Annotated in this window: 18 protein-coding genes and 1 tRNA gene; 4 read left to right on the top strand and 15 right to left on the bottom strand. The window is 71.1% G+C overall.

The genetic code is table 11. The annotated features are described in order from the left end of the window. Window positions 1–11: 11 nt before the first annotated feature. Together SY2F82_RS21120 and SY2F82_RS21125 are read right to left on the bottom strand one after the other, a co-directional pair. Window positions 12–2249 carry an MMPL family transporter gene (locus SY2F82_RS21120; RefSeq protein WP_200420709.1) on the bottom strand — a complete coding sequence of 746 codons (2238 nt, stop codon included), beginning with the start codon at window positions 2247–2249 and terminating at the stop codon, window positions 12–14. Between the two features lie 99 nt (window positions 2250–2348). Further along, window positions 2349–2948 carry a TetR/AcrR family transcriptional regulator gene (locus SY2F82_RS21125; RefSeq protein WP_200420710.1) on the bottom strand — a complete coding sequence of 200 codons (600 nt, stop codon included), beginning with the start codon at window positions 2946–2948 and terminating at the stop codon, window positions 2349–2351. A 211-nt stretch (window positions 2949–3159) separates the two neighbouring features. Here SY2F82_RS21125 and SY2F82_RS21130 point away from each other — a divergent pair, with 211 nt between their 5' ends. After that, window positions 3160–6495, top strand: a complete 3336-nt coding sequence (locus SY2F82_RS21130; protein WP_200420711.1) for a S41 family peptidase — start codon at window positions 3160–3162, stop codon at window positions 6493–6495. A 126-nt stretch (window positions 6496–6621) separates the two neighbouring features. On the opposite strand, the gene SY2F82_RS21135 is transcribed toward SY2F82_RS21130, so the two are convergent. The 4 genes from SY2F82_RS21135 to SY2F82_RS21150 all read right to left on the bottom strand — a co-directional run bounded on the left by SY2F82_RS21135 (window position 6622) and on the right by SY2F82_RS21150 (window position 10223). Beyond that, complete coding sequence (locus tag SY2F82_RS21135; protein WP_200420712.1) at window positions 6622–6816, bottom strand: hypothetical protein; 195 nt, start codon at window positions 6814–6816, stop codon at window positions 6622–6624. Window positions 6817–6892: 76 nt separating this feature from the next. Further along, window positions 6893–7777, bottom strand: a complete 885-nt coding sequence (locus SY2F82_RS21140; protein WP_200420713.1) for an SDR family oxidoreductase — start codon at window positions 7775–7777, stop codon at window positions 6893–6895. After that, window positions 7774–8709: an alpha/beta fold hydrolase gene (locus SY2F82_RS21145; protein ID WP_200420714.1), complete on the bottom strand. Its 936-nt coding sequence runs from the start codon at window positions 8707–8709 to the stop codon at window positions 7774–7776. Before SY2F82_RS21145 ends, SY2F82_RS21140 begins: the two co-directional genes overlap by 4 nt. Next, complete coding sequence (locus SY2F82_RS21150; RefSeq protein WP_200420715.1) at window positions 8706–10223, bottom strand: NAD(P)/FAD-dependent oxidoreductase; 1518 nt, start codon at window positions 10221–10223, stop codon at window positions 8706–8708. The genes SY2F82_RS21145 and SY2F82_RS21150 overlap by 4 nt, the downstream gene beginning before the upstream one ends. 163 nt (window positions 10224–10386) lie before the next feature. Here SY2F82_RS21150 and SY2F82_RS21155 point away from each other — a divergent pair, with 163 nt between their 5' ends. Then, complete coding sequence (locus tag SY2F82_RS21155; protein WP_200421077.1) at window positions 10387–11016, top strand: MerR family transcriptional regulator; 630 nt, start codon at window positions 10387–10389, stop codon at window positions 11014–11016. Here the strand turns inward: SY2F82_RS21155 and SY2F82_RS21160 are convergent. Continuing rightward, window positions 11004–11798: an exodeoxyribonuclease III gene (locus SY2F82_RS21160; protein WP_200421078.1), complete on the bottom strand. Its 795-nt coding sequence runs from the start codon at window positions 11796–11798 to the stop codon at window positions 11004–11006. The two genes, SY2F82_RS21155 and SY2F82_RS21160, sit on opposite strands and share 13 nt — an antisense overlap. 77 nt (window positions 11799–11875) lie before the next feature. Between SY2F82_RS21160 and SY2F82_RS21165 the strand changes: the two genes are divergently transcribed. Beyond that, entirely contained in the window at window positions 11876–12352 is a 477-nt protein-coding gene (locus SY2F82_RS21165; RefSeq protein ID WP_200420716.1) for a GNAT family N-acetyltransferase, read from the top strand. 193 nt (window positions 12353–12545) lie between these two features. Here SY2F82_RS21165 and SY2F82_RS21170 read toward each other — a convergent pair. The 7 genes from SY2F82_RS21170 to galU all read right to left on the bottom strand — a co-directional run bounded on the left by SY2F82_RS21170 (window position 12546) and on the right by galU (window position 18187). After that, window positions 12546–12619 (bottom strand) — tRNA-Ala (locus SY2F82_RS21170). Between the two features lie 95 nt (window positions 12620–12714). Then, a complete protein-coding gene (gene glpR / locus SY2F82_RS21175) occupies window positions 12715–13896 on the bottom strand; it encodes a gephyrin-like molybdotransferase receptor GlpR (RefSeq protein ID WP_200420717.1) in 1182 nt (393 codons plus the stop codon). A 184-nt stretch (window positions 13897–14080) separates the two neighbouring features. Then, the gene (locus SY2F82_RS21180) at window positions 14081–14689 is read right to left on the bottom strand and encodes a GNAT family N-acetyltransferase (RefSeq protein ID WP_200420718.1); all 609 of its coding nucleotides are present in this window, start codon (window positions 14687–14689) and stop codon (window positions 14081–14083) included. A gap of 26 nt (window positions 14690–14715) precedes the next feature. After that, window positions 14716–15297 (bottom strand): molybdenum cofactor biosynthesis protein B, encoded by a 582-nt coding sequence (locus tag SY2F82_RS21185; protein ID WP_200420719.1) that lies wholly within the window; start codon window positions 15295–15297, stop codon window positions 14716–14718. Continuing rightward, window positions 15294–15773 (bottom strand): cyclic pyranopterin monophosphate synthase MoaC, encoded by a 480-nt coding sequence (gene moaC, locus SY2F82_RS21190; protein ID WP_200420720.1) that lies wholly within the window; start codon window positions 15771–15773, stop codon window positions 15294–15296. The genes SY2F82_RS21185 and moaC overlap by 4 nt, the downstream gene beginning before the upstream one ends. Window positions 15774–15957: 184 nt before the next feature. Continuing rightward, window positions 15958–17280, bottom strand: a complete 1323-nt coding sequence (gene glp / locus SY2F82_RS21195; protein WP_200420721.1) for a gephyrin-like molybdotransferase Glp — start codon at window positions 17278–17280, stop codon at window positions 15958–15960. 4 nt (window positions 17281–17284) lie between these two features. Continuing rightward, window positions 17285–18187 (bottom strand): UTP--glucose-1-phosphate uridylyltransferase GalU, encoded by a 903-nt coding sequence (galU, locus tag SY2F82_RS21200; RefSeq protein WP_200420722.1) that lies wholly within the window; start codon window positions 18185–18187, stop codon window positions 17285–17287. A gap of 134 nt (window positions 18188–18321) precedes the next feature. Between galU and SY2F82_RS21205 the strand changes: the two genes are divergently transcribed. Then, entirely contained in the window at window positions 18322–18906 is a 585-nt protein-coding gene (locus SY2F82_RS21205; protein ID WP_374707193.1) for a 5-formyltetrahydrofolate cyclo-ligase, read from the top strand. A gap of 78 nt (window positions 18907–18984) precedes the next feature. On the opposite strand, the gene SY2F82_RS21210 is transcribed toward SY2F82_RS21205, so the two are convergent. Next, a complete protein-coding gene (locus SY2F82_RS21210) occupies window positions 18985–21789 on the bottom strand; it encodes a penicillin acylase family protein (RefSeq protein ID WP_200420724.1) in 2805 nt (934 codons plus the stop codon). Between the last annotated feature and the right edge of the window lie 9 nt (window positions 21790–21798).

The following is a 21798-nucleotide window of genomic DNA, read 5'->3' on the forward strand; positions in this document are numbered from 1 at the left end:
GAAGGAGCCGCTCAGACCTGTACCAGCCGCCGGTCCTGGTCCGGATCCACGTCCGGGTCCCGGCGATCGGCCGCGTCGGCCGCCGCGCGCAGGCCCTCACCCTCGACGTCCACGTTCGGCAGTGCCCGGTCCAGCCACTTCGGCAGCCACCACGCCCGGCGGCCCAGCAGGGACAGGACCGCCGGAACCAGCGCCATGCGGACCACGAAGGCGTCGAAGAACACCGCGATCGCGAGACCGAAGCCGATCATCTTGATCATCGACTCGCTGGAGCCGATGAAGCCGGAGAACACCGCGATCATGATGACGGCCGCCGCCGTCACCACCCGCGCACCGTGCCGGAAGCCGGTCACGATCGCCTGGCCGGGGGTCTCCCCGTGGACGTACGCCTCACGCATACGGGTCACGAGGAAGACCTCGTAGTCCATCGCCAGGCCGAACACCACGCCCACCATGAAGATCGGCATCATCGACATGATCGGGCCCGTCTGCTGGACGCCCAGCAGACCGGACAGCCAGCCCCACTGGAACACCGCGACCACCGCGCCGAGCGCCGCCGTCACCGAGAGCAGGAAGCCGAGCGCCGCCTTCAGCGGGACCAGGATCGAGCGGAAGACCACGATCAGGAGGAGGAAGGCGAGGCCGACCACCAGCGCCAGGTACGGGATCAGCGCGTCGTTGAGCTTCTGCGAGAAGTCGATGTTCATCGCCGTCGTGCCGGTGACCAGCAGCTTGGCGTCCGTCTTCGCCCCCAGCCCGGCGCCCGTGTCCCGGATGCCGTGCACCAGGTCCTCGGTGGTCGTCGAGGACGGCTTGGAGCCGGGGACGACCGTGATCATCGCCGTGTCGCCCGCCTTGTTGTACGTCGCCGGCGTGACCGTCGTGACGTCCTTCAGGCCCTTGATGTCGTCGGTCACCGTCGCGACCGCGGCCTTCGGGTCGTCGCTCGCCTTGGCGTCGACCACCACCATCAGCGGCCCGTTGAAGCCGGGCCCGAAGCCCTCCGACAGCAGGTCGTAGGCCCGGCGCTGGGTCGTGGACGTCGGCTGGGAACCGTCGTCCGGCAGGCCCAGCTCCAGCCGGGACGCCGGAACGGCCGCGGCCCCGAGGCCGATCACACCCAGCAGCAGGACGGCCACCGGGCGGCGGACGACGAAGCTCGCCCAGCGCGTACCCATGTTGGGCTTGCCCTTCTTGCCGGCGGCGGCCCGGCCGCCGCCCAGCAGCCTGCTCTTCTCTCCCGCCGGCTTGACCCTGCGGCCCGCGTAGCCGAGCAGCGCCGGGACCATCGTCAGCGCGATCAGGACCGCGACGGCCACGGTGCCGGCCGCCGCGACGCCCATCTTCGTCAGCATCGGGATGTTCACGACCGACAGGCCCACCAGCGCGATCACCACGGTCAGGCCCGCGAAGACCACCGCCGAACCCGCCGTGCCGGCCGCCCGGCCCGCCGCCTCCTCGCGCTCACGGCCCTCGGCCAGCTCGGCCCGGTAGCGGGAGACGATGAACAGCGCGTAGTCGATGCCGACCGCGAGGCCGATCATCATGGCCAGCGTGGAAGTCGTGGTGCCGAGGTCCAGCGCGTTCGCCAGCGCCGTGATCGAAAAGACGCCGATGCCGACGCCGATCAGGGCGGTGAGCAGCGGCAGCCCGGCCGCCACCAGCGAACCGAAGGTGATGACGAGGACGACCGCGGCGACCGCGATGCCGATGACCTCGCTCGCGCCCGTCTCCGGTGCGGCCTGCAGCGCGTCACCGCCGATCTCGACGGTCAGCCCGGCGTCCCGCGCGTCCTGCGCGGCCTGCTTCAGGGCGTCCTTGGACGAGTCCTTCAGCTCCATCCCGGAGACCTTGTACTTCACCTGCGCGTACGCGATCGTGCCGTTCTTGCTGACGGCGTGCGCGGTGAACGGGTCGGCGACGGAGACCACTTCGGAGCCGGAGCGCAGCTCCCTGACGGTCTTCTCGACGACCGCCTTGTTGTCCTTGGCCGTCAGCTTCTCCCCGCCGGGCGCCTTGAAGACGACACGGGCGGTCGCACCGTCGGCACTCATCCCCGGGAAGCGCTGTTCGAGCAGGTCGAAGGCCTTCTGGGCCTCGGTGCCGGGGATGGAGAAGGAGGAGGAGCCCGCCGCCGGGGCGCTGGCGGCGCCGACGCCCGCGAGCGTCAGCAGCGCCACCCAGATCAGGGCGACGAAGTGCCGTCGCCGGAAGGCGAGACGGCCGAGTCTGTGGAGAAAAGTGGCCACGAGGGCGTACTCCCGGTCAGTCGTGGGTTTTCAGGGCAGGGGTGATCAGCCCGACGACGTGAGCGGTGACGTCAGGTGGGGGCCGGCTCGGGGGACAGGTCAGGTGGTGGGCGCGCCGAGGGCGGGGAGGACCACGGCGTCGATGTACGAGCGCAGGAACGCCTGTGTGGGCGGTTGGTTGTCGATGAGGGAGCGCGTGGCGAAGGCGCCGATCAACATGTGCACCACGTACTGCAGCGCCGGGTTGTCGGCGCGGATCTCCCCGCGGTCGACGGCCCGCTGCAGCACACGCCGGAACTCTTCCCTCTCCGGTTCGACGAGGTGCTCCCGGAACGCCCGCAGAAGGTCGGGGTTGGTGTGCGTCGCCATGGCCAGACCCCGCATCAGGGCGTGGTTCTGCTCCATGGTGCAGTCGTCCTGGTGTGCCGTGAGGGCGTGGAAGTCGCCCCGCAGGGACCCGGTGTCGACGTCCGCGAAGCGGCTCGGCTTGCCGTGCCGGATCGCCTTCGCCACCAACTCGGCCTTGCCGCCCCACTGGCGGTAGAGCGTCGCCTTGCTGGACCGGGTGCGGGCGGCCACGGCGTCCATCGTCAGGGCGTCGTAGCCGACTTCACGGAGCAGGTCGAGCACGGCCTCGTACAACTCGGCCTCGCGCTCGGGGGTGATCCGACTACGACGCCCTGTCGCGACATCGGTCATGCGACTCACCTCTCCTGCTCGGTGTTCCTGCTTCCCGCCCGGAGCGGCAGGGCTCCGAACGAGACTGTTTCGTACGTCATGACGATACCCCGGCAGCCAAACGAAACGAAACAGTTTCGTACGTGTTCTGGGTCACGCGGTTGTCGACGCCCTTGCCGACACACCCTCCCCACGAGTTGCCGCGCACCGTCGCCGGACGAAGCATGGGTAGGTGAATGAAGCGCGCGACGAGTACGAGAACGAGAAGGCACCCGGCTACCTCCGCTTCCCTCACCTGAACGGCGACCGCTTGTGCTTCGCCGCAGAGGACGACCTGTGGACGGCTCCGCTGGACGGGTCCGGCCGCGCCTGGCGGCTCACCGTGGACCGTACGAAGATCGGGCACCCCCGCTTCTCGCCGGACGGCCGGTTCATCGCCTACACGAGCTGGCGCAGCCTGGTCCCGGAGATCCATCTGACGCCGGTGGACGGCGGCCCCGGCCGACGGCTGACCTACTGGGGCAGCGTCGACACCCGGGTGTGCGGCTGGACTCCGGAGGGCGACCTCCTCGCCGTCGCCTCGCACGGCGAGCCCTTCTCGCACTACACCTTCGCCTACAAGGTCCCGACCGACGGCGACCCCGGCGGCAAACTGCCCTGGGGCCCGGTCTCCGACATAGCGGTGGCCGACATCGACGGCGAACGCAGAACGCTGCTGCTCACCGGCAAACCCCCGCACGAACCGGCCTCCTGGAAGCGCTACCGCGGCGGCGCCATGGGCCGGCTGTGGCTGCACGGACAGCGGCTGCTCGCCGACCTCGAGGGCCACCTGGACTCGCCGATGTTCGTCGGCGGGCGGATCGCCTTCCTCTCCGACCACGAGGGCATCGGCAACCTGTACTCGTGCGCCTACGACGGCTCCGACCTGCGCCGCCACACCGACCACGACAGTTTCTACGCCCGCCACGCCGCGAGCGACGGCACGCGAGTGGTGTACCAGTGCGCGGGCGACCTGTGGATCGTCGACGACCTGTCCCCCGACTCGATCCCACGCCGCCTGGACGTGCGCCTGGGCGGGCCGCGGGCCGGGCGCCGCAAGTACCAGGTGCCGGCGGCGCAGCACGTCGACGGGATCTCGGTGGACGACACGGGGCGGGCCAGCGCGGTGGTCGTCCGCGGCAGCCTGTACTGGCTCACGCACCGGGACGGCCCCGCGCGCACGATCACGGACACCCCCGGGGTGCGCATCCGGCTGCCGGAGATGCTGGGCGCCGGCGGACAGATCGCGTACGTCACGGACGCCGAGGGCGAGGACGCCATCGAGATCGCGTATCTGCCGCGGGCCTCGGGCGACCGCGAGCCGCGCCGGCTGGCCGCCGGGCAACTGGGACGCGTCCTGGAGATGGTGGCGGACCCCCAGGGCGAACGGCTCGCGATCGCCTCGAACGACGGACGCCTGCTGCTCGTCACCGTGGCCGACGAGGAGTCCGGCGGCGAGGAAACCGGCGGCAAGGAAACCGGCGGCAAGGAGTCCGGCGGCGAGGAGTCCGAGGGCGCCGTCACGGAGTTGGCCCGCTCGGACAACGGGCCGGTACGAGACCTGGCGTTCTCCCCGGACGGCGCGTGGCTGACGTGGTCGCACCCGGGGATCGGCCGGTCGCTGAGGCAGATCAGGATGGCCCGCATAAAGGACCGGTTGATCGTCGACGTCACCAACGGCCGCTTCGAGGACGAGAACCCGGTGTTCACCCGGGACGGCCGCTACCTGGCGTTCCTGTCCTGGCGTGGCTTCGACCCCGTGTACGACGTACACACCGGCGACCTGTCCTTCCCCCTCGGCTGCCGCCCGTACCTGGTCCCGCTGTCCTCCGCGACCCCGTCCCCCTTCGCCCTGAACCCGGAGGGGCGTCCCGCGGCCGGCGGTCTCGACCCGCTGGAGGAAGAGGAGGAGGGCGGCGGTGTGGTGACCGTCGAGGTCGAGGGGCTGGAGAACCGGGTGACGCCGTTCCCGGTCCCGGCCTCGAAGTACTCGGAGCTGCGGCCGGTCGCGGGCGGCGGCCTGGTGTGGCTGCGCTGGCCGATCTCGGGCGCGCTGGGCGAGACCTTCGTCAACCCGGACGACGTCTCCGGCCGTCCCACCCTGGAGCACTTCAACCTCAGCAAGGCGAAGAAGTCCGAACTGGTCGGCCATCTGGACTGGTTCGCGGTGAGCGGGGACGGGACGCGGCTGGTGGTCGTCGACGAGGGAGACCTGCGGGCGGTGCCGTCGACCGAGGCCGGCGACTCCGACACGACGGTGTGGATCGACACACGCCGGATCATGCACGAGGTGGACCCGGGCGCGGAGTGGCGGCAGGCGTACGCGGAGGCGGGCCGGCTCATCCGGGCCTACTTCTGGGAGCCGAACATGTGCGGGATCGACTGGGACGCGATCCTGGAGCAGTACCGCCCACTGGTCGAACGGGTCGCCTCCCCGGACGAGTTCGCGGACCTGCTGCGCGAGGTGCTGGGCGAGCTGGGCACCTCGCACGCGTACGTGGCGGCGGCCCGGCGCAACGAGGGCCCGCCGCACTACCAGCGCTTCCAGGGCCTGCTGGGCACCAACTTCGTGCGCCGCGACGGGCGCTGGGTGGTGAAGCGGATCCTGCCGGGCGAGTCGTCGGACTCCAAGGCGCGCTCCCCGCTTGCGGGCACCGGCATCCGCGAGGGCGCCGTGCTGACCCATGTGGACGGGCGGCCCGTGGACCCGGTGACGGGACCGTATCCGCTGCTGGCCGGGGCGGGCGGTACGACGGTGGAGCTGACGTTCCTGCCCGCGGACGGGGAGGGCGGGCCCCGCCGTGTGGCCGTGGTGCCGCTGATCGACGAACGGCCGCTGCGCTACCAGGACTGGGTCGCCAAGCGCCGCGCGGTCGTCAAGGAGTTGAGCGGCGACCGCTGCGGGTACCTGCACATCCCGGACCTGGGCGGCTCAGGCTGGGCGCAGTTCAACCGGGACCTCAGGAAGGAGGTCTCACGGCCGGCGCTCATCGTGGACGTACGCGGCAACGCGGGCGGCCACATCAGCGAACTCGTCATCGAGAAGCTGACGCACACCATCCTGGGCTGGGACCTGACACGCAACGCCCAGCCGGTGTCGTACACCTCCAACGCCCCGCGAGGACCGATCGTGGCCCTCGCCGACGAGGCCACGTCCTCCGACGGCGACATGATCACGGCCGCGTTCAAACTGCTGAAGCTCGGCCCGGTGGTGGGCCTGCGCACCTGGGGTGGTGTGGTCGGCATGACGGGCCGTCACCGCCTGGGCGACGGCACGGTGATCACGGTGCCGATGAACGCGGCGTGGTTCGACGCGTACGGATGGTCCGTCGAAAACGGGGGTGTCCCCCCGGACTTGGAGATCGAGCGCACCCCCGTGGACTGGGCGGAGGGCCGCCACAGGCAACTGTCGGACGCGGTCGAAGTGGCCCTGAACCTCCTGGACACCCGGCCGGCGGCAACCCCACCGGACTACAGCCAGGTCCCGAACAGGGCCCGCCCGAAACTCCCACCGAGGCCAACGGGCTGACCCCGCTGCCGGTTGCCGCTTTCCGCCACCGCTGTGGGCAGTCAGCGGGCGCAGGCAGTGGGGCGCCCTCAATGCAAAGGGCGCCCCACTCATCGCTGCTGAAGCCGACCGCAGGCCGACCGCAGGCTACCGCTCGCGGTCCTCGTCGAAGCGGTCCTCCGCTTCCTCCTGCATCCGCTGCGCCTCTTCCCGCGACTGCTGGCCCCGCTGCTGACCACGCTGCTGAGCCTGCTGGCCGCGCTGCTGCGCCTGCTGCTTGGCCTGCTCCATCTTCTGCTTGGCCTGCTGCTTGATCTGCTCGGACTTGTCCTTCATACCCATGTGGGTTCACTCCCGAAGTACGTGAGGGGATCGGGCTCGACCAGACTGACACGCAGGAACAAGGCACGCATTTCGATCAGTTACCGAGCGTACTCCGTCGCTGCTCATCGGCCTGACCACCGGCCCCGACGAGCCCGGTGCGCACCTTCTTGAGCCGCGGCTCGAACCGCCGTATCTCGCGCTGCCCCACGGTCGCGATGATTCCCGGCAGATACCCGCGCACCGCCTGCATCCCGCGCAGCCACGCCTGCCCGTACACATGACTCGACCGCCGCTCGATCCCGGCCACCAGCCGGTCGACCGCGGGCCCCAGCGGATACGTCTTGTTGGACGGCCACGGCAGCCGCTGCCGCAGCTCCCTCATCACCTCGTCCTGGTCGGCGCCCCGCACCATGTCCGTGTCGGTCCAGGACAGATACCCGACGCCGACACGTACGCCCCGGTGCGCGACCTCGGCGCGCAGGCTGTGCGCGTACGCCTCCACGCCCGACTTGGACGCGCAGTACGCCGTCATCATCGGAGCCGGAGTGATCGCCGCAAGGGAGGCGATCTGGAGGAGATAGCCCCGGCTCTCGATCAAGGCCGGCAGGAAGGCACGGGCCGTCACCGCGGAGCCGATCAGATTCACCTCGATCACCCGCCGCCACACCTCGGGGTCGGACTCGGTGAACGGCCCACCGCCCGCCACACCGGCGTTGGCGACCACGATGTCGACCTTCCCGAACCGCTGCCGAACCTCCCGCGCGACCCGCGTCATCGCCTCGTGGTCGGTGACGTCGGCGTACCAGTGCCCGCCCTCCCCGTACAGCTGCTCCGCGACCCGCTTGAGGGCGTCCGCCTCCAGGCCGACCAGGGCGACCGTGGCCCCGCGCGCCGACAGCTTGCGGGCCAGCAGTTCGCCGACGCCCCGCGCCGCGCCGGTGACGACCGCGACCTGCCCCTCGAGGCTCACCCTGCTCATGCGCCCTCCTTGACCGGCTCGTTCGGTGTGTCCGCCGCGTATGCGGTGACGAGTTCGCGGATCTTCCCGGTGACCAGCTCCGGTGCCTCCACGGGTGTCATATGGCCGAGCCCCGGCAGCTCGGTGCCGCCCACGCAGTGCGGCAGCGCGGCGACCAGCGCCCGCGCGTGCACCGGCGGGGTGAGCCGGTCGGCGGTGCCGACCACGACGGCCGTCGGTGCGGTCAACTCGCGTACGGCGTCCTCGAGATCGAGCCGTTCGAGCACACGCGACCAGGCATGGCGCACCTCGCGCGGACAGGCGTGCACCACCCGCGCGCACGCCTCCACCATGGCCGGCGTCGAAGCGGCGCCCATGGTGGCGTACTTGAGGATGCGCCGCGCCGCCGGTGTGACCGGCCCGAGCGGGGCGCGCGAGCCGAGGACGCGCGCGGTGAGCCAGGTGCGCAGGCGCCCGGCGCGCATCGGCACCACCAGCGACTCGGACACCAGGCGCCCGCTGCCCGTACTGCACAACAGGACGGCCGCCGTGTGCGCCCGGAAGCGGGGGCGCGCCGCGGCGGCCAGCACCGTCATCCCGCCCATGGAGTGCCCCACGACCACGGCCCTCTCGCCCGGCGCGAGCGTGGCGGCGAGCACCGCTTCCAGATCGTCGGCGAGCGCCTCGGTGGAGCAGGTGGGGCTCGCGGGGCTGCGCCCGTGCCCCCGCTGGTCGTAGGCGATCACCCGGTGGTCGGCGGCGAGGCCCCGGATCTGCGCCGCCCAGAAGGCGGTCGAGCAGGTCCAGCCGTGGACGAGGACCACCGGGGGCGCGCCCTCGGGTCCGTGCACCTCGACATGCAACCGGGCGCCGTCGGCGGAGAGGACCGTCAGCTCACGGTCCGGGGCCGGGGGCGCGTAGGGGCCTGTGGCCACCGGTGTCGGGCGCCTCATGCGCCGGCCTCCACGCGCTCCTCGGCCTGCGCGCTCCGCCGGGCGGGTGCCCGCAGCACGTCGTACTCCGCGAGGTTCACGCGCCGCGTCGCCGCCCGGAACTCCGTCGTCGTACCGGGCCAGATGGTGGTGTTGCGGCCGTCCGCGTCGAGGTACCAACTGGTGCAGCCGCCGGTGTTCCACACCGTGCGCTTCATACGTTCCTGCACCTTGTGGTTCCAGGCCGCGACGGCGCTCGGGCGGGCGTCGAGCGCTACCCGGCCGCCGAGGACCCGCAACTGCCGCAGGAAGTCGGCCATGTAGTTCAGCTGGGACTCGATCATCAGGATCATCGAGGAGTTCCCGAGCCCGGTGTTGGGCCCGATGATCGTCATCCAGTTGGGGAACCCGGCGGCCGAGGCCCCGCGCAGGGCCTGCATCCCACCCCTCCAGGTCTCCGCGAGCGTCCTGCCGTCGGCGCCGACGACCCGCTCGGCGATCGGCATGTCCGTCACATGGAACCCGGTGCCGAAGACGATCGCGTCGACCTCGGCCTCGGTGCCGTCCGCGGCGACGACCGTGGAGCCGCGTACCTCCGCGAGTCCGCTCGCGACGACGTCCACATTCGGCTGCGCGAGGGCCGGGTAGTACTCGCTGGAGAGCAGGATCCGCTTGCAGCCGATGCGGTAGTCCGGGGTCAGCCTGGCGCGCAGGGCCGGGTCCTTGATGGCGCGGGCCATGTTGGCCTTGGCCAGCTTCTCGACGAAGCCCAGCTCGTTCGGGTGCTTGGTGAACGCCTGCACCTGCACCTCCCGTATCCCCCACAGCAGTCCGCGGCGCAGCCGGGCGGTGACGGGCAGCGCGCGGTGCAGTGCCCGCTCCGGGCCGCTGATCGCGCGGTCGACGCGGGGCAGCACCCACGGCGGGGTGCGCTGGAAGAGGACCAGCTTCGCGACGTCGCGCTGGATGGCCGGCACGATCTGGATCGCGGAGGCCCCGGTGCCGACCATGGCGACCCGCTTGCCGCGCAGGTCCTGGTCGTGGTCCCAGCGGGCGGAGTGGAAGACCGCGCCCGGGAAGGAGTCGAGGCCGGGGACGTCCGGGATCCTCGGGTCGGAGAGCGGGCCGGTGGCGGAGACGACGACGTCCGCGGTGAGCGATCCGCTGCTGGTCTCGATGTCCCAGCGCAGCCTCGCGGCATCCCAGGTCATCAGCTTCACCTCGCTGCGGAAGCGGAGGTGCGGCCGCAGCCCGAAGACGTCCGCCACATGCTCCAGGTACGCGCGGATGTGCTCCTGCCCGGAGAAGGTGCGCGGCCAGTCGGGGTGCGGTGCGAACGAGAACGAGTAGAGGTGGGAGGGGACGTCGCAGGCGCAGCCCGGGTAGGTGTTGTCGCGCCACGTGCCGCCCACCGCGTCCGCCCGTTCCAGGACCACGAAGTCGGTGATCCCTTCCCGGCGCAGTCGCACGGCGGCACCGAGCCCGCCGAACCCCGTACCGATCACCGCCACCCGTACATGCTCGTGCTCGGCCATCCCGCAGCCTCCCGGTCCGCCAGACTCTGCCAGTGAACACTGGCGCAATCGGGAGGGTAGGGCAGCGGCCCTACCGATGGGTAGGGGTGGGGCAAGGAAAGTTACCGGCGGTACGACGTAGGGTTCGGGCGTGGCAGGCAACGGGGAGCGGCGCGAGTACCGCATGGAGGAGCTGGCCGGGAAGGCCGGCATCACGGTGCGCACCCTGCGCTTCTACCGCGAGCGCAAGCTGATCCACCCGCCGCGCCGCGAAGGCCGTATCGCCTGGTACGACGACACACACCTGGCCCGGCTGCGGACGATCTCCGCACTCCTGGAACGCGGCCACACTCTCAGCGGCATCGCGGAACTCGCCGAGGCCTTCGACCACGGCCGCAACGTCGGTGAGTTGCTCGGCCTCGGCACACCCAGCGAGGAGACCCCGGTCCGGCTCACCCCCGAGGCGCTGGCCGACGTCTTCGGCAACCAGGCCACGCCGGAGAACCTCTCCGCCGCACTCGAACTGGGCTACCTCGGCACGGACGGCGGCGAGATCGTGCACGTCAGCCGCCGACTGCTGGACGTCTCGGCCGCCCTGGTCCGCGAGGGCATCCCGCTGGCGGACGTCCTGGCCACCGCCCGCCGCGTCCGCCAACACGCGGAAGCCCTGGCGGAGGTGTTCAACGACCTGGTGGCCACGGAGAACCGCTCCCCGGAGGACGTCAAACGCCTGCGCCCACTGGCGAAGAGCGTGGTGGAGGCGGAACTGTCACTGGCGCTGGACCGGCGACTTCTTGGGGATCAGAGGTCGTAGACCACCGTCACCGGCGCATGGTCCGACCAGCGCGCGGTGTGTGTCGCCGCGCGCTCCACGTACGCCTTGACCGCCTTGGCGGCGAGACCCGGTGTGGCGACCTGGTAGTCGATGCGCCATCCCGTGTCGTTGTCGAAAGCGCGCCCGCGGTAGGACCACCAGGTGTACGGACCCTCGCTGTCCGGATGCAGCGCCCGGACCACGTCGACGTACCCGCCGCCCTCGGGTTCGAAGACCCGCCCCAGCCACTCGCGTTCCTCGGGCAGGAAGCCGGAGTTCTTCCGGTTGCCGCGCCAGTTCTTCAGGTCGGCCTCGCGGTGGGCGATGTTCCAGTCGCCGCAGACGACGACCTCGCGCCCCTCCGCGGCGGACCACTCCCGCAACTCCTTGAGGTAGCCGAGGAACTCGGCCATGAACCGGACCTTCTCGTCCTGCCGTTCGGTCCCGACCTCACCCGAGGGCAGGTACAGGCTGGCGACCGTGACACCGGGCAGATCGGCCTCGACATACCGCCCGCCGCCGTCGAACTCGGCCGACCCGAACCCGATCCGCACCCGGTCGGGCTCGCGCCGCGTGTAGAGCGCCACCCCCGCGCGCCCCTTGGCGGCGGCCGGGGCGTGCACGACATGCCAGCCGTCGGGCGCCCGGACGCCCTCGGGGATCTGCCCGGGCTCGGCGCGCACCTCCTGGAGGCACAGCACATCGGCGGAGGTACCGTCGAGCCACTCCACGAAGCCCTTCTTCGCGGCGGCACGGATCCCGTTGACGTTCACGCTGGTCACAGTGAGCACCCGGGAACGATACCGGCAGGCGGGCGCGGCTCCATCGGCAGTATTCGTATAGATGTACGCTTTCCGGCGTGAATATTCGCCGTGCTTCCTTCGACCATCCCGACGCCGTCAAGCTCAACGACCTCGTCCAGGCCGAATACCACGTTCGCTACGGCGACGGTGGCGACGCCACGTACCTGGACCCGGCGATGTTCGTACCGCCGGCCGGCCTCTACCTGATCGCGTACGACGCGCAGGACCGTCCCGTGGCCACGGGCGGCTGGCGCTCCCAGGAGAAGAACGACGAGGGATACGAGGACGGGGACGCCGAACTCAAGCGGATGTTCGTCATAGAGGAGATGCGCGGCCGGGGCCTGGCGCGCCGCATCCTCGCCGCCCTGGAGGAGGACGCCCGCGCGGCCGGCCGCACCCGCATGGTCCTGGAGACGGGCACCAAGCAGCCGGAGGCGGTGGCCCTGTACACCTCCAGCGGCTACGAGCCGTGCGCGAAGTTCGGCTACTACCGCTTCTACGAATCGAGCCTGTGTTTCGCGAAGCCGCTGTAGGCGTCGGGCGAGGCTCGCCAGTGGCACGAGAAAGAAAGTGGCCGGGGAACCCTCGCGGTTTTCCGGCCCTTCCCTTCGGGATCACCGCTTCGGGGTGACCACCGGGCGGAGTTGGGAACGCCGCCCCGCGAAAGCCGGGGCGGGCATGGCAAGAGGCCCGCCCCCCTTGCGGGGAGCGGGCCTCCATGCTGCGTGGACCTGAGGGGATTTGAACCCCTGGCCCCCTCGATGCGAACGAGGTGCGCTACCGGACTGCGCCACAGGCCCTTGCAACGAGTGAAACTCTAGCATCCCCATCGGCTGGTCAGGAAATCCGTTCCGGAGCCGCCCCGGATGCGGGCAATCGTGCCGTCACCCGCCCCCTACTCGTTCGCGGCCCGCGGCCGCTCCCCCTCCTCGTACTGGTCGAACAGCGGGGTCCGCCCCCGCTCACGCGACCGCCGGGCAGACGCCGCCCGCCGGGCATCGCTCCGGCCGGAGACCTCCACGTCGGCGGCTTCCGCCCGCTCCCCCGGCTCCGCCCCCGACGCCGGCTCCGCGCCGCCCGCCGAGGGCGTGGCCTCCGCCGTACTCGACCGTGCCGAGCTCCACGCGTCCGGCGTGCCGAGGTCCACACTCGGCGTCGCCCGCGGAGCGACCGGCGCGGTCACATACGTCGGCAGCGGCACCGGCACCGGGTCCCAGCTCTCCCCGTGCCCGGGCCTGCGCTGCCGTTCCCGCTGCTGGTCCACCCACTCCGCGTGGTCCGTCTGCTCCACGAGCGCCCGTCGGTCGGCGGCCAGTGCGGACAGCCCGGGGTCGTTCTCCGGCTCGGGGCCGTCCTCCGCCTCGTCCCCGTCGGAGTCGACCGGCGGACGCCGCCTCGGCTGCCGCTCCCGCAGCCGCCGCGCCGCCGCCTCGGCCCGTCGCCGGTCCATCGTGTACGTGAACCGCTTCCGCTCCTGCGCCCGCAGGTACGCGATGTACGCGCTCAGCAGCACGGCCGGCACACCCGGCGCCCACAGGAACGCGAGCCCCCCGACCGCGGCCACGATCGCGCCGAGCGTGAAGGCGAGGAAGAGCATCACGGTCGTACGCCGTCGGCGCGCGAGCACCTTGGAGCGCCGGGCGCGCGCCATGGCCTCCGCCGAGGAGACCTTCCGCGCCCGGGGCACCGGTCCGGGGGCACCCGACTCGGCCGCGCGCGGCTCCCCCGGCTCCGCCCGTTCCCCCTGCTCCCGCCGGGGATGGCCTTCCGGCTCCGCCTCCACCCGCGTCCGCGGCTGCCGCCGGGTCGGGGGCATGGCGAAGGACCGGACGTCCACCGAGCCGGTGGCACCGTCCGGCTGTGCGCCGGGCTCCCCCTCTTCGGCGGAGCGCGCCCGCAGGTCCTTGGCGTATCGGCGCTCCATGCCCGCCCGTCCGGACAGCAACCGGATGGCGGTGCTGAAGCGTTCCGTCGGACGAGACTCGTTCAGCTCGTCCTGCCTACGGAGCCACATCGGCACCAAGTAGGCGGCCCAGGCCCCGACAATGACTGCGTAGATGAGGCCGCTGCTGCTCACGCCTCACACGGTAGAGGGGTTTGCGTGAGGCCATCTGCCAATTGAGCCGGTGTGTCGCACGATCTGGCTGATATTTCGAACTTTTTTTGGGACGGATGCGATCAGCAGATCGACGGGGCCGCTAATTCATTGCCCCCAGACGGACGCGAGACGATCGCCATCCGATCAAATTCGAACACATTTTTTATTTCCCGGGATGGCGGTGGGCCTGCTGAGAGCGTGCCCGGTGCCAGCGCGCCAGCAACCCCTCGGGCACCTCCTCCGCGGTGAGCGCAAAGACCAGATGGTCCCGCCAGGCCCCGTCGATGTGCAGATAACGGGGCCGGAGCCCTTCCTCACGGAATCCCAGTTTCTCCACGACCCGGCGGCTCGGACCGTTCTCGGGGCGAATGCAGACCTCGATGCGGTGCAGCCCGACGGTGCGGAAGCAGTGGTCGACGACGAGCGCCACGGCCGTCGGCATCACCCCCCGGCCCGCGACCCCCTCGTCCACCCAGTAGCCGACGTGCCCCGAGCACATCGAGCCCCAGGTGATCCCCGCCACCGTCAACTGACCCACCAGGCGCCCCTGGTACTCGATGACGAAGGGCAGCATCCGGCCCGCCCTGGCCTCGGCGCGCAGGTGCCGGACCATCTGCCGGTAGGTCGGCCGGTGCGCTGTCGGGCCGCCGGGCGCGGGCGGCGGAACAGTCGCCTCCCACGGCCGCAGCCACTCCCGGTTGCGCCGGTTGACCTCGCGCCAGGCCCGCTGGTCGCGCAGCCGTATCGGCCGGAGGACGACGTCGCCGTCCACCAGCTCGACGGGCCAGGATGGGCTGTTCAGCTCGCACCCCCACTCGGTCTGGGCCGGTCCTCGCGAACCGCGGACCCGCCGGCGTCGGCCCGGGGGTGGTCCCCGCCGCGGATCTGGTCGACGGCGTGGACCAACAGGGGCTCCAGAACGGCCAGTCCGTCCCTCACCCCGCCGGTGGACCCCGGCAGGTTGACGATCAGCGTCCCGCCGGCGACTCCGGCCAGTCCCCGGGAGAGCGCCGCCGTGGGCACCTTCTCCCTTCCGAACGCCCTGATGGCCTCGGGAATGCCCGGCACCTCGTAGTCGATCACCGCGCGGGTCGCCTCGGGGGTGCGATCGGTGGGGGATATGCCGGTTCCCCCGGTGGTCACGATCACGTCGTAGCCGGCGCGTGAGCCCGTCCGCAGCGCGTTCTCCACCGGGTCACCGTCCGGGACGACCCACGGGCCGTCGACCGCGAAACCGAAGCGGGTGAGCGCCTCCGCGATCAGCGGGCCGCCCTTGTCCTCGTACACGCCCGCGGCCGCGCGGTTCGACGCGGTCACCACCAGGGCCGCGTACGGCGCCAGAAGGGCTCCGCCGATCGGAGGCTCGACCGGTGCCGTCATGCCCGGCTCCAGTCGCCCGACTTCCCGCCCGTCTTCTCCTCCACGCGCACGTCCGTGATCACCGCCGCCTTGTCGACCGCCTTGACCATGTCGATCACGGTGAGCGCCGCGACACTGACCGCGGTGAGCGCCTCCATCTCGACACCCGTGCGGTCGGTGGTCTTCACGGTGGCCGTGATCTCCACGGCGTCGTCCGCGACCGACAGATCCAGCTTCACACCCGACACCGCGAGCGGGTGGCACAGGGGGATGAGGTCGGGGGTCCGCTTGGCGCCCATGATGCCCGCGATGCGCGCGGTGGCCAGCGCGTCGCCCTTGGGGACGCCCTCACCGCGCAGCAGTTCGATCACGCGCGGTGAGACGAGCACACGGCCGCTGGCGCGCGCGGTGCGCTCGGTGACGTCCTTCCCTGAGACGTCGACCATGCGGGCCGCCCCCGCGTCATCGATATGGGTCAGTCTGTCCTGCGAACTCATGTGCTGCGGCACTCCCGGTCCTGGCCCGGCACGCGGGCCTGCTGTGCGCGACACGGTACCGCCAACCGGGCAGGATCAGCCGCCCAAGGTCCACGGACCGGATACGGAACCGCGACCGGACCGCACGGACAGACCTGTCCGACCGGGCGCAGCCTCCGAACCCGGACACCCGGGGCGCCCGCCGTCAGCCGAGCAGGAGCACCTCGACCTCCGTGCCCGGCTCGACGGAGGTGTCGTCCTCGGGGACCACGATCAGGGCGTCCGCCTGGGCGAGGGCGGCGATCAGGTGGGAGCCCGCGCCGCCCACCGGGGTCACCGTGCCGTCGGCGTACGTGCCGCGCAGGAACTGCCGGCGGCCCGCGGGCGACGTCAGCGCCTTGTCCGCCTTCAGGACGGCTCTGGTCCGGGGGCGGTGCACGTCCGGCAGTCCCATCAGGGTGCGGATCGCCGGGCGTACGAACAGCTCGAAGGAGACGTACGACGACACCGGGTTGCCCGGCAGCGCCAGCAGCGGCGTGTGGTCGGGGCCGATGGAACCGAAGCCCTGGGGCTTGCCGGGCTGCATGGCGAGCTTGCGGAACTCGACGCCCCCGCCCGCCTCGTCCGCGTCGCCCACGGAGGAGAGCGCCTCCTTGACGACGTCGTACGCGCCCACGCTCACCCCTCCGGTGGTGACCATGAGGTCGGCCCGGACGAGCTGGTCCTCGATGGTGGAGCGCAGCGTGTCCGCGTCGTCGGCGACCGCGCCGACCCGGTAGGCGATGGCGCCGGCGTCCCGGGCGGCGGCGGTGAGCGCGAAGCTGTTGGAGTCGTAGATCTGGCCGGCCGCCAGTTCCTCGTCGGGCTGGACCAGTTCGCTCCCGGTGGACAGGACGACCACGCGCGGGCGCGGGCGCACGCGTACCGTGCCGCGGCCGATCGCGGCGAGCAGCGCGATCTGCGGTGGCCCGAGGACGGTGCCGGCCGCCAGGGCGAGGTCGCCGGCCCGGACGTCGCTGCCCTCGGCGCGCACGTGCGCGCGCGCCTCGGCCGGGCGGTGGACCCGCACCTGCCCCGCGGCTCCCTCGGGCGCGAGACTGCGGGCGCGCATCCCGGAGACCGGGCCGCCGCCCAGCCCGCCGTCGGTCCACTCCACGGGGACGACGGCCTCGGCGCCCGGCGGCAGCGGGGCGCCGGTCATGATGCGTGCGGCCTGGCCGGGCCCGACGTGCAGCAGGTCGGCCGCGCCCGCCGCGACGTCGCCGATCACCGTGAGGACGGCCGGGAACTCCTCGCTCGCGCCCGCGACGTCCGCGACCCGCACCGCGTACCCGTCCATGGAGCTGTTGTCGAACGGCGGCAGCGACAAGGGCACCATGACGTCGTCGACCAGGACGCAGTCCTGGGCGTCGAGCAGGTTCAGCTCGATCGGCTCCAAGGGGCGGACGGTGGTGAGGATGTCCTCCAGGTGTTCGTCCACCGACCACAGGCGGTCCTGGCCGGTGGTGCGGGTCGCGGCGGCGCTCAAATCGCTACATCTCCTCGGCTACGAAGCTGCGAAGCCAGGTCCTGAATTCAGGGCCCAGGTCTTCACGTTCGCATGCGAGTCTGACAATGGCACGCAGGTAGTCGCCACGGTCGCCGGTGTCATAGCGGCGGCCCTTGAAGACCACGCCGTGCACCGGGCCGCCGACCTTCTCGTCCTCGGCGAGCTGCTGGAGGGCGTCGGTGAGCTGGATCTCGTTGCTGCGGCCCGGCTCCGTCTTGCGCAGGATGTCGAAGATGTGCGGGTCGAGGACGTAGCGGCCGATGACGGCGTAGTTCGACGGGGCGTCCGCCGGCTCCGGCTTCTCGACCAGGCCGGTCACCTGGACGACGTCGCTGTCCTCGGTGGTCTCGACGGCCGCGCAGCCGTAGAGGTGGATCTGCTCGGGCGCGACCTCCATGAGCGCGATGACACTGCCGCCGTACTGCTCCTGAACCTCGATCATGCGCTTGAGCAGGGGGTCGCGCGGGTCGATCAGGTCGTCGCCGAGGAGGACCGCGAACGGCTCCTGGCCGACGTGCGGGGCGGCGCACAGGACGGCGTGGCCGAGGCCCTTGGGGTCGCCCTGGCGGACGTAGTGCATGGTGGCGAGGTCGCTGGACTCCTGGACCTTGGCGAGCCGCTCGGCGTCGCCCTTCTTCTCCAGGGCCGACTCGAGCTCGTAGTTGCGGTCGAAGTGGTCCTCGAGGGGGCGCTTGTTGCGGCCGGTGACCATCAGTACGTCGTCGAGCCCCGCGGACACGGCTTCCTCGACCACGTACTGGATCGCGGGCTTGTCGACGACCGGCAGCATCTCCTTGGGCGTGGCCTTGGTGGCCGGCAGGAACCGGGTGCCGAGGCCGGCCGCGGGGATGACAGCCTTGGTGATCCTGGGGTGCGACTGAGTCATGTCCGCAACGATATCCGGTAGGTATGTGCGGAAACTGTGGCTCCGGTTAATTCGCTCTCATATGAGCGCATCGTGAACGAGGAGGCCACTGACCTGTGGGTCCCATGGAACACCAGGCAGATCCTGGCAAGCGAATGTTGCGGCGAGGCTTCCTCGCGGTGAGGAGCGCATTGACCGCCGATGACGTGCGGGAAGCGGCGACGGCGCTGGCCGAACGGGCCCTGGAGCTGCCCGAGCTGGCGCACGCCCGCACGGTGGCCGCGTACGTCTCCGTGGGGAGCGAACCCGGCACGCTCGCGCTTCTGGACGCGCTGCGCGCGCGGGGCGTGCGCGTACTGCTCCCCGTGCTCCTGCCGGACAACGACCTCGACTGGGGGACGTACGCCGGGTCGGATTCCCTGGTGACCGTGGGGCACGGCGGGCGGATGGCCCTCCTGGAACCCGCGGGCGAGCGGCTGGGCCCGGAGGCCGTCCGGGAGGCCGACGCCGTACTGCTGCCCGGGCTGGCGGTCGACGCCCGCGGCATGCGCCTCGGGCGCGGCGGCGGCTCCTACGACCGTGTGCTGTCCCGACTGGAGCGCGCGGGCGCCGACCCCGCCCTGGTGGTGCTCCTGTACGACACGGAGGTCGTCGAGCGGGTCCCCGAGGAGGCGCACGACCGCCCGGTGCACGCCGTGGTGACCCCGTCGGGCGTACGCCGCTTCCACCGTCGGCCGTGACGCCGGCCGTGAGAGCCCCGCACGTGGAAACGGCCCTTCACGCGCGCGTGAAGGGCCGTTCTCACGGTGCGGCGCCCGTCAGGGCTTGAGCACCAGCGCGTCGGTCGTGCTCTTGTCCACCGCGTCCTTCGAGAAGTTCCACGGCAGCAGCTCGCCCTTGACCCACTTCTCCGTCTGGTCGGTGTAGTGGGCGCTGTAGGCGTGGCCCGAGGCACCGCTGAGGTTGATCCACTTGGACTTGTCGAGGTCGGCCAGGTTGACCACCATCCGCATCGACGGCACCCAGACGGCGTTGTAGCCGCCCGCCGCGTTCCAGCCGGTGGCGTTCACGGTCGCCTCGCCGCCGTCCAGCTTCCAGGGGCCGCGGTTGAGCATGTACTGCAGTACGCCCGGGCCGTCGGTGCCCAGGGTCTGGTTCTTCAGGAACAGGCGGTGCAGCCGGCCCCAGCTCCAGGTGTCCATGTCCTTGCCGAGCTTGGCGACCAGCTCCCAGGTCGCGTCCTTCATGGCGCGCCCGAACAGCTCGTCACGCGTCGTCGTGGCCGGGTCGGTGCGCGTCGCGGGCGACTGCCACCAGTCGTTCTTCTCGTCGTCGACGATGTTGCGGACCACCTCGAACCAGCGGTCGCCGCCGTCCGGCTGCGCCTGGTCCGCTTCGCGCTGGCCGCACTCGCGCACCTTGCGGTCCTCGTCGGCCGGGCCGGTGGAGTCGGCGGGCTCCACCCACAGGCACTGGCCCTTGACCCGCAGCTCCTTGGGCAGCTTGTTGCCGAAGGCGAGCTTGAGGATGTTGCGCCAGACCGCGTTGAAGTACGCGGCCGCCGCCGAGTCGGAGTCCTGGGTGTAGTCCCAGCCCTCCAGCAGCTTCTGCGCCGCGCGGACGTGCTTGTCCGAGACGTCGATCTTCAGCAGCTTGGGCACCAGCAGCTTGGCGATCTCGCTGCTGTTGTCGAGCTGCATCTGCCGCATGTCGTCGGTCGAGATCTTGCCGCCGCCCTTGATCTTCGACTCGATCAGGTCGGTGATCCGCTGGCTGCGCGAGCCGTACCCCCAGTCCGTGGTGAGCGTGTAGGGGTACTTGCCCTTGTCGATCACGGCCTGGTTGGCGGTGACGATGTAGCCGCGCTTGGGGTTGAACTCGTAGGGCAGCGCGGCCTTCGGGATGTAGCCGGTCCAGTCGTACTTCGAGTCCCAGCCGGGCGCCGGGATCGAGCCGTCGTCGCCCTGGGCGCGCGTGGGGATCTTTCCGGGCAGCTGGTAGCCGATGTTGCCCTGGGTGTCGGCGTAGATCAGGTTCTGCGAGGGCACGTCGAAGGAGCGGGCCGCCTGGCGGAACTCGGACCAGTTCGACGCCTTGTCGATCGCGAAGACGGCGTCCATGGTGTTGCCGGGGTCCAGCGCGGTCCAGCGCAGGGCGACGCCGTAGCCGTCGGCGCGGTCGGGGGCCAGGGTGTCGACGGTGGCCTTCTTGCCGACGTTGACGAGTTCGTCGTCGCGGTCGGACAGCAGGGGCATGTTGTTGTTCGCCTCACGGACGACGATCTTCTTCGAGTCGCCGCCCGCCACCTTGATCGTCTCGGTGCGGGTGGTGAACGGCACGACCTTGCCGTCCCTCAGGTAGCCGTCGCCGGAGAGCTTCTCCAGGTAGAGGTCGGTGACGTCGACGCCGGAGTTGGTCATGCCCCAGGCGATGTGCTGGTTGTGGCCGATTATCACGCCGGGCATGCCGGCGAAGGTGTAGCCGGTGACGTCGTAGCCGCACTTGCTGGAGACGGTCGTGCAGTGCAGGCCCATCTGGTACCAGACCGACGGCAGCGAGGCCGACAGGTGCGGGTCGTTGGCCAGCAGCGGCTTGCCGGTGATGGTGTGGCTGCCGGCGACGACCCAGGAGTTGGAGCCGATGCCGTGGCCGTTCACGCCGACGGCGGTCGGCACGTCGGCCAGGAGGTTCGTGAGACCCGCCAGCTGGCTGCGCAGGGGCGAAGAGGCCGAGGTCGACGTGGACGTCGAGCTCGACGTGCCGGTCGTCGACTGCGAGCCCGTCGTCCCCGTCGCACCCTTCGAGCCTGCCGTGGCCGCGGTACCCGTCGAGTCGGTCTGCTCGAACGCCTTCGTGAGGGCGTTGTACTCGCCCTCCTGGACGATCGGCTTGTTGCGGCTGTACGGGTACTCCGGGTACAGGTCGGCGATCTGCTTGGGGCCCAGGCGGCTGGTCATCAGGGAGCGGTCGATCTCGTCCTGCATGTTGCCGCGCAGGTCCCAGGCCATCGCCTTGAGCCAGGAGACCGAGTCGACCGGGGTCCACGGCTGGGGCTTGTAGTCGTTGGTCAGGCCCAGCGCCGCGTACTCCAGGGAGATCTCCTTGCCGTCCTTGCCCTTCAGATAGGCGTTGACTCCCTTGGCGTACGCCTGGAGGTACTCCTTCGTGGAGGCCGACAGCTTGGTGTCGTACTCCTTCTGCGCCACCCGGTCCCAGCCCAGGGTGCGCAGGAACTCGTCGTTCTTGACCTGGCTCTTGCCGAACATCTCGGACAGGCGTCCGGACGTCATGTGGCGGCGCACGTCCATCTCGTAGAACCGGTCCTGCGCCTGGACGTACCCCTGCGCCATGAACAGGTCCTCGTCGGAGGACGCGTAGACCTGCGGGATCCCGTAGCCGTCGCGCTTGACGTCGACGGGACCCGACAGGCCCTCGAGCGTGATCGTCCCCTTGGTCTGCGGGAAGGAGGCGCGCACGGTGCTGACGGACCAGTACCCGCCGTATCCGAAACCTCCCACAAGGGCCACAACCAGGACGATCACGATCAGTCGGGCTCTGCGCCCCTTCTTCCTGCCGGACTTGCCGGGCTTCTGGCCGGAAGAGGCGGTGGTGTTGGGGGGCATCGCTGTCCT

Source organism: Streptomyces sp. Y2F8-2, from assembly GCF_014905555.1.
GTDB classification, from domain to species: Bacteria; Actinomycetota; Actinomycetes; order Streptomycetales; family Streptomycetaceae; genus Streptomyces; species Streptomyces cynarae.

Excerpts from the sequence above, each read along its gene's own strand:
- SY2F82_RS21210 (WP_200420724.1), bottom strand. The coding sequence starts at position 21,789 with ATGCCCCCCAACACCACCGCCTCTTCCGGCCAGAAGCCCGGCAAGTCC.
- SY2F82_RS21150 (WP_200420715.1), bottom strand. The coding sequence starts at position 10,223 with ATGGCCGAGCACGAGCATGTACGGGTGGCGGTGATCGGTACGGGGTTC.
- SY2F82_RS21135 (WP_200420712.1), bottom strand. The coding sequence starts at position 6,816 with ATGGGTATGAAGGACAAGTCCGAGCAGATCAAGCAGCAGGCCAAGCAG.
- SY2F82_RS21185 (WP_200420719.1), bottom strand. The coding sequence starts at position 15,297 with ATGACGGCACCGGTCGAGCCTCCGATCGGCGGAGCCCTTCTGGCGCCG.
- moaC (WP_200420720.1), bottom strand. The coding sequence starts at position 15,773 with ATGAGTTCGCAGGACAGACTGACCCATATCGATGACGCGGGGGCGGCC.
- galU (WP_200420722.1), bottom strand. The coding sequence starts at position 18,187 with ATGACTCAGTCGCACCCCAGGATCACCAAGGCTGTCATCCCCGCGGCC.
- SY2F82_RS21145 (WP_200420714.1), bottom strand. The coding sequence starts at position 8,709 with ATGAGGCGCCCGACACCGGTGGCCACAGGCCCCTACGCGCCCCCGGCC.
- SY2F82_RS21155 (WP_200421077.1), top strand. The coding sequence starts at position 10,387 with ATGGAGGAGCTGGCCGGGAAGGCCGGCATCACGGTGCGCACCCTGCGC.
- SY2F82_RS21125 (WP_200420710.1), bottom strand. The coding sequence starts at position 2,948 with ATGACCGATGTCGCGACAGGGCGTCGTAGTCGGATCACCCCCGAGCGC.
- SY2F82_RS21205 (WP_374707193.1), top strand. The coding sequence starts at position 18,322 with ATGTTGCGGCGAGGCTTCCTCGCGGTGAGGAGCGCATTGACCGCCGAT.
- SY2F82_RS21140 (WP_200420713.1), bottom strand. The coding sequence starts at position 7,777 with ATGAGCAGGGTGAGCCTCGAGGGGCAGGTCGCGGTCGTCACCGGCGCG.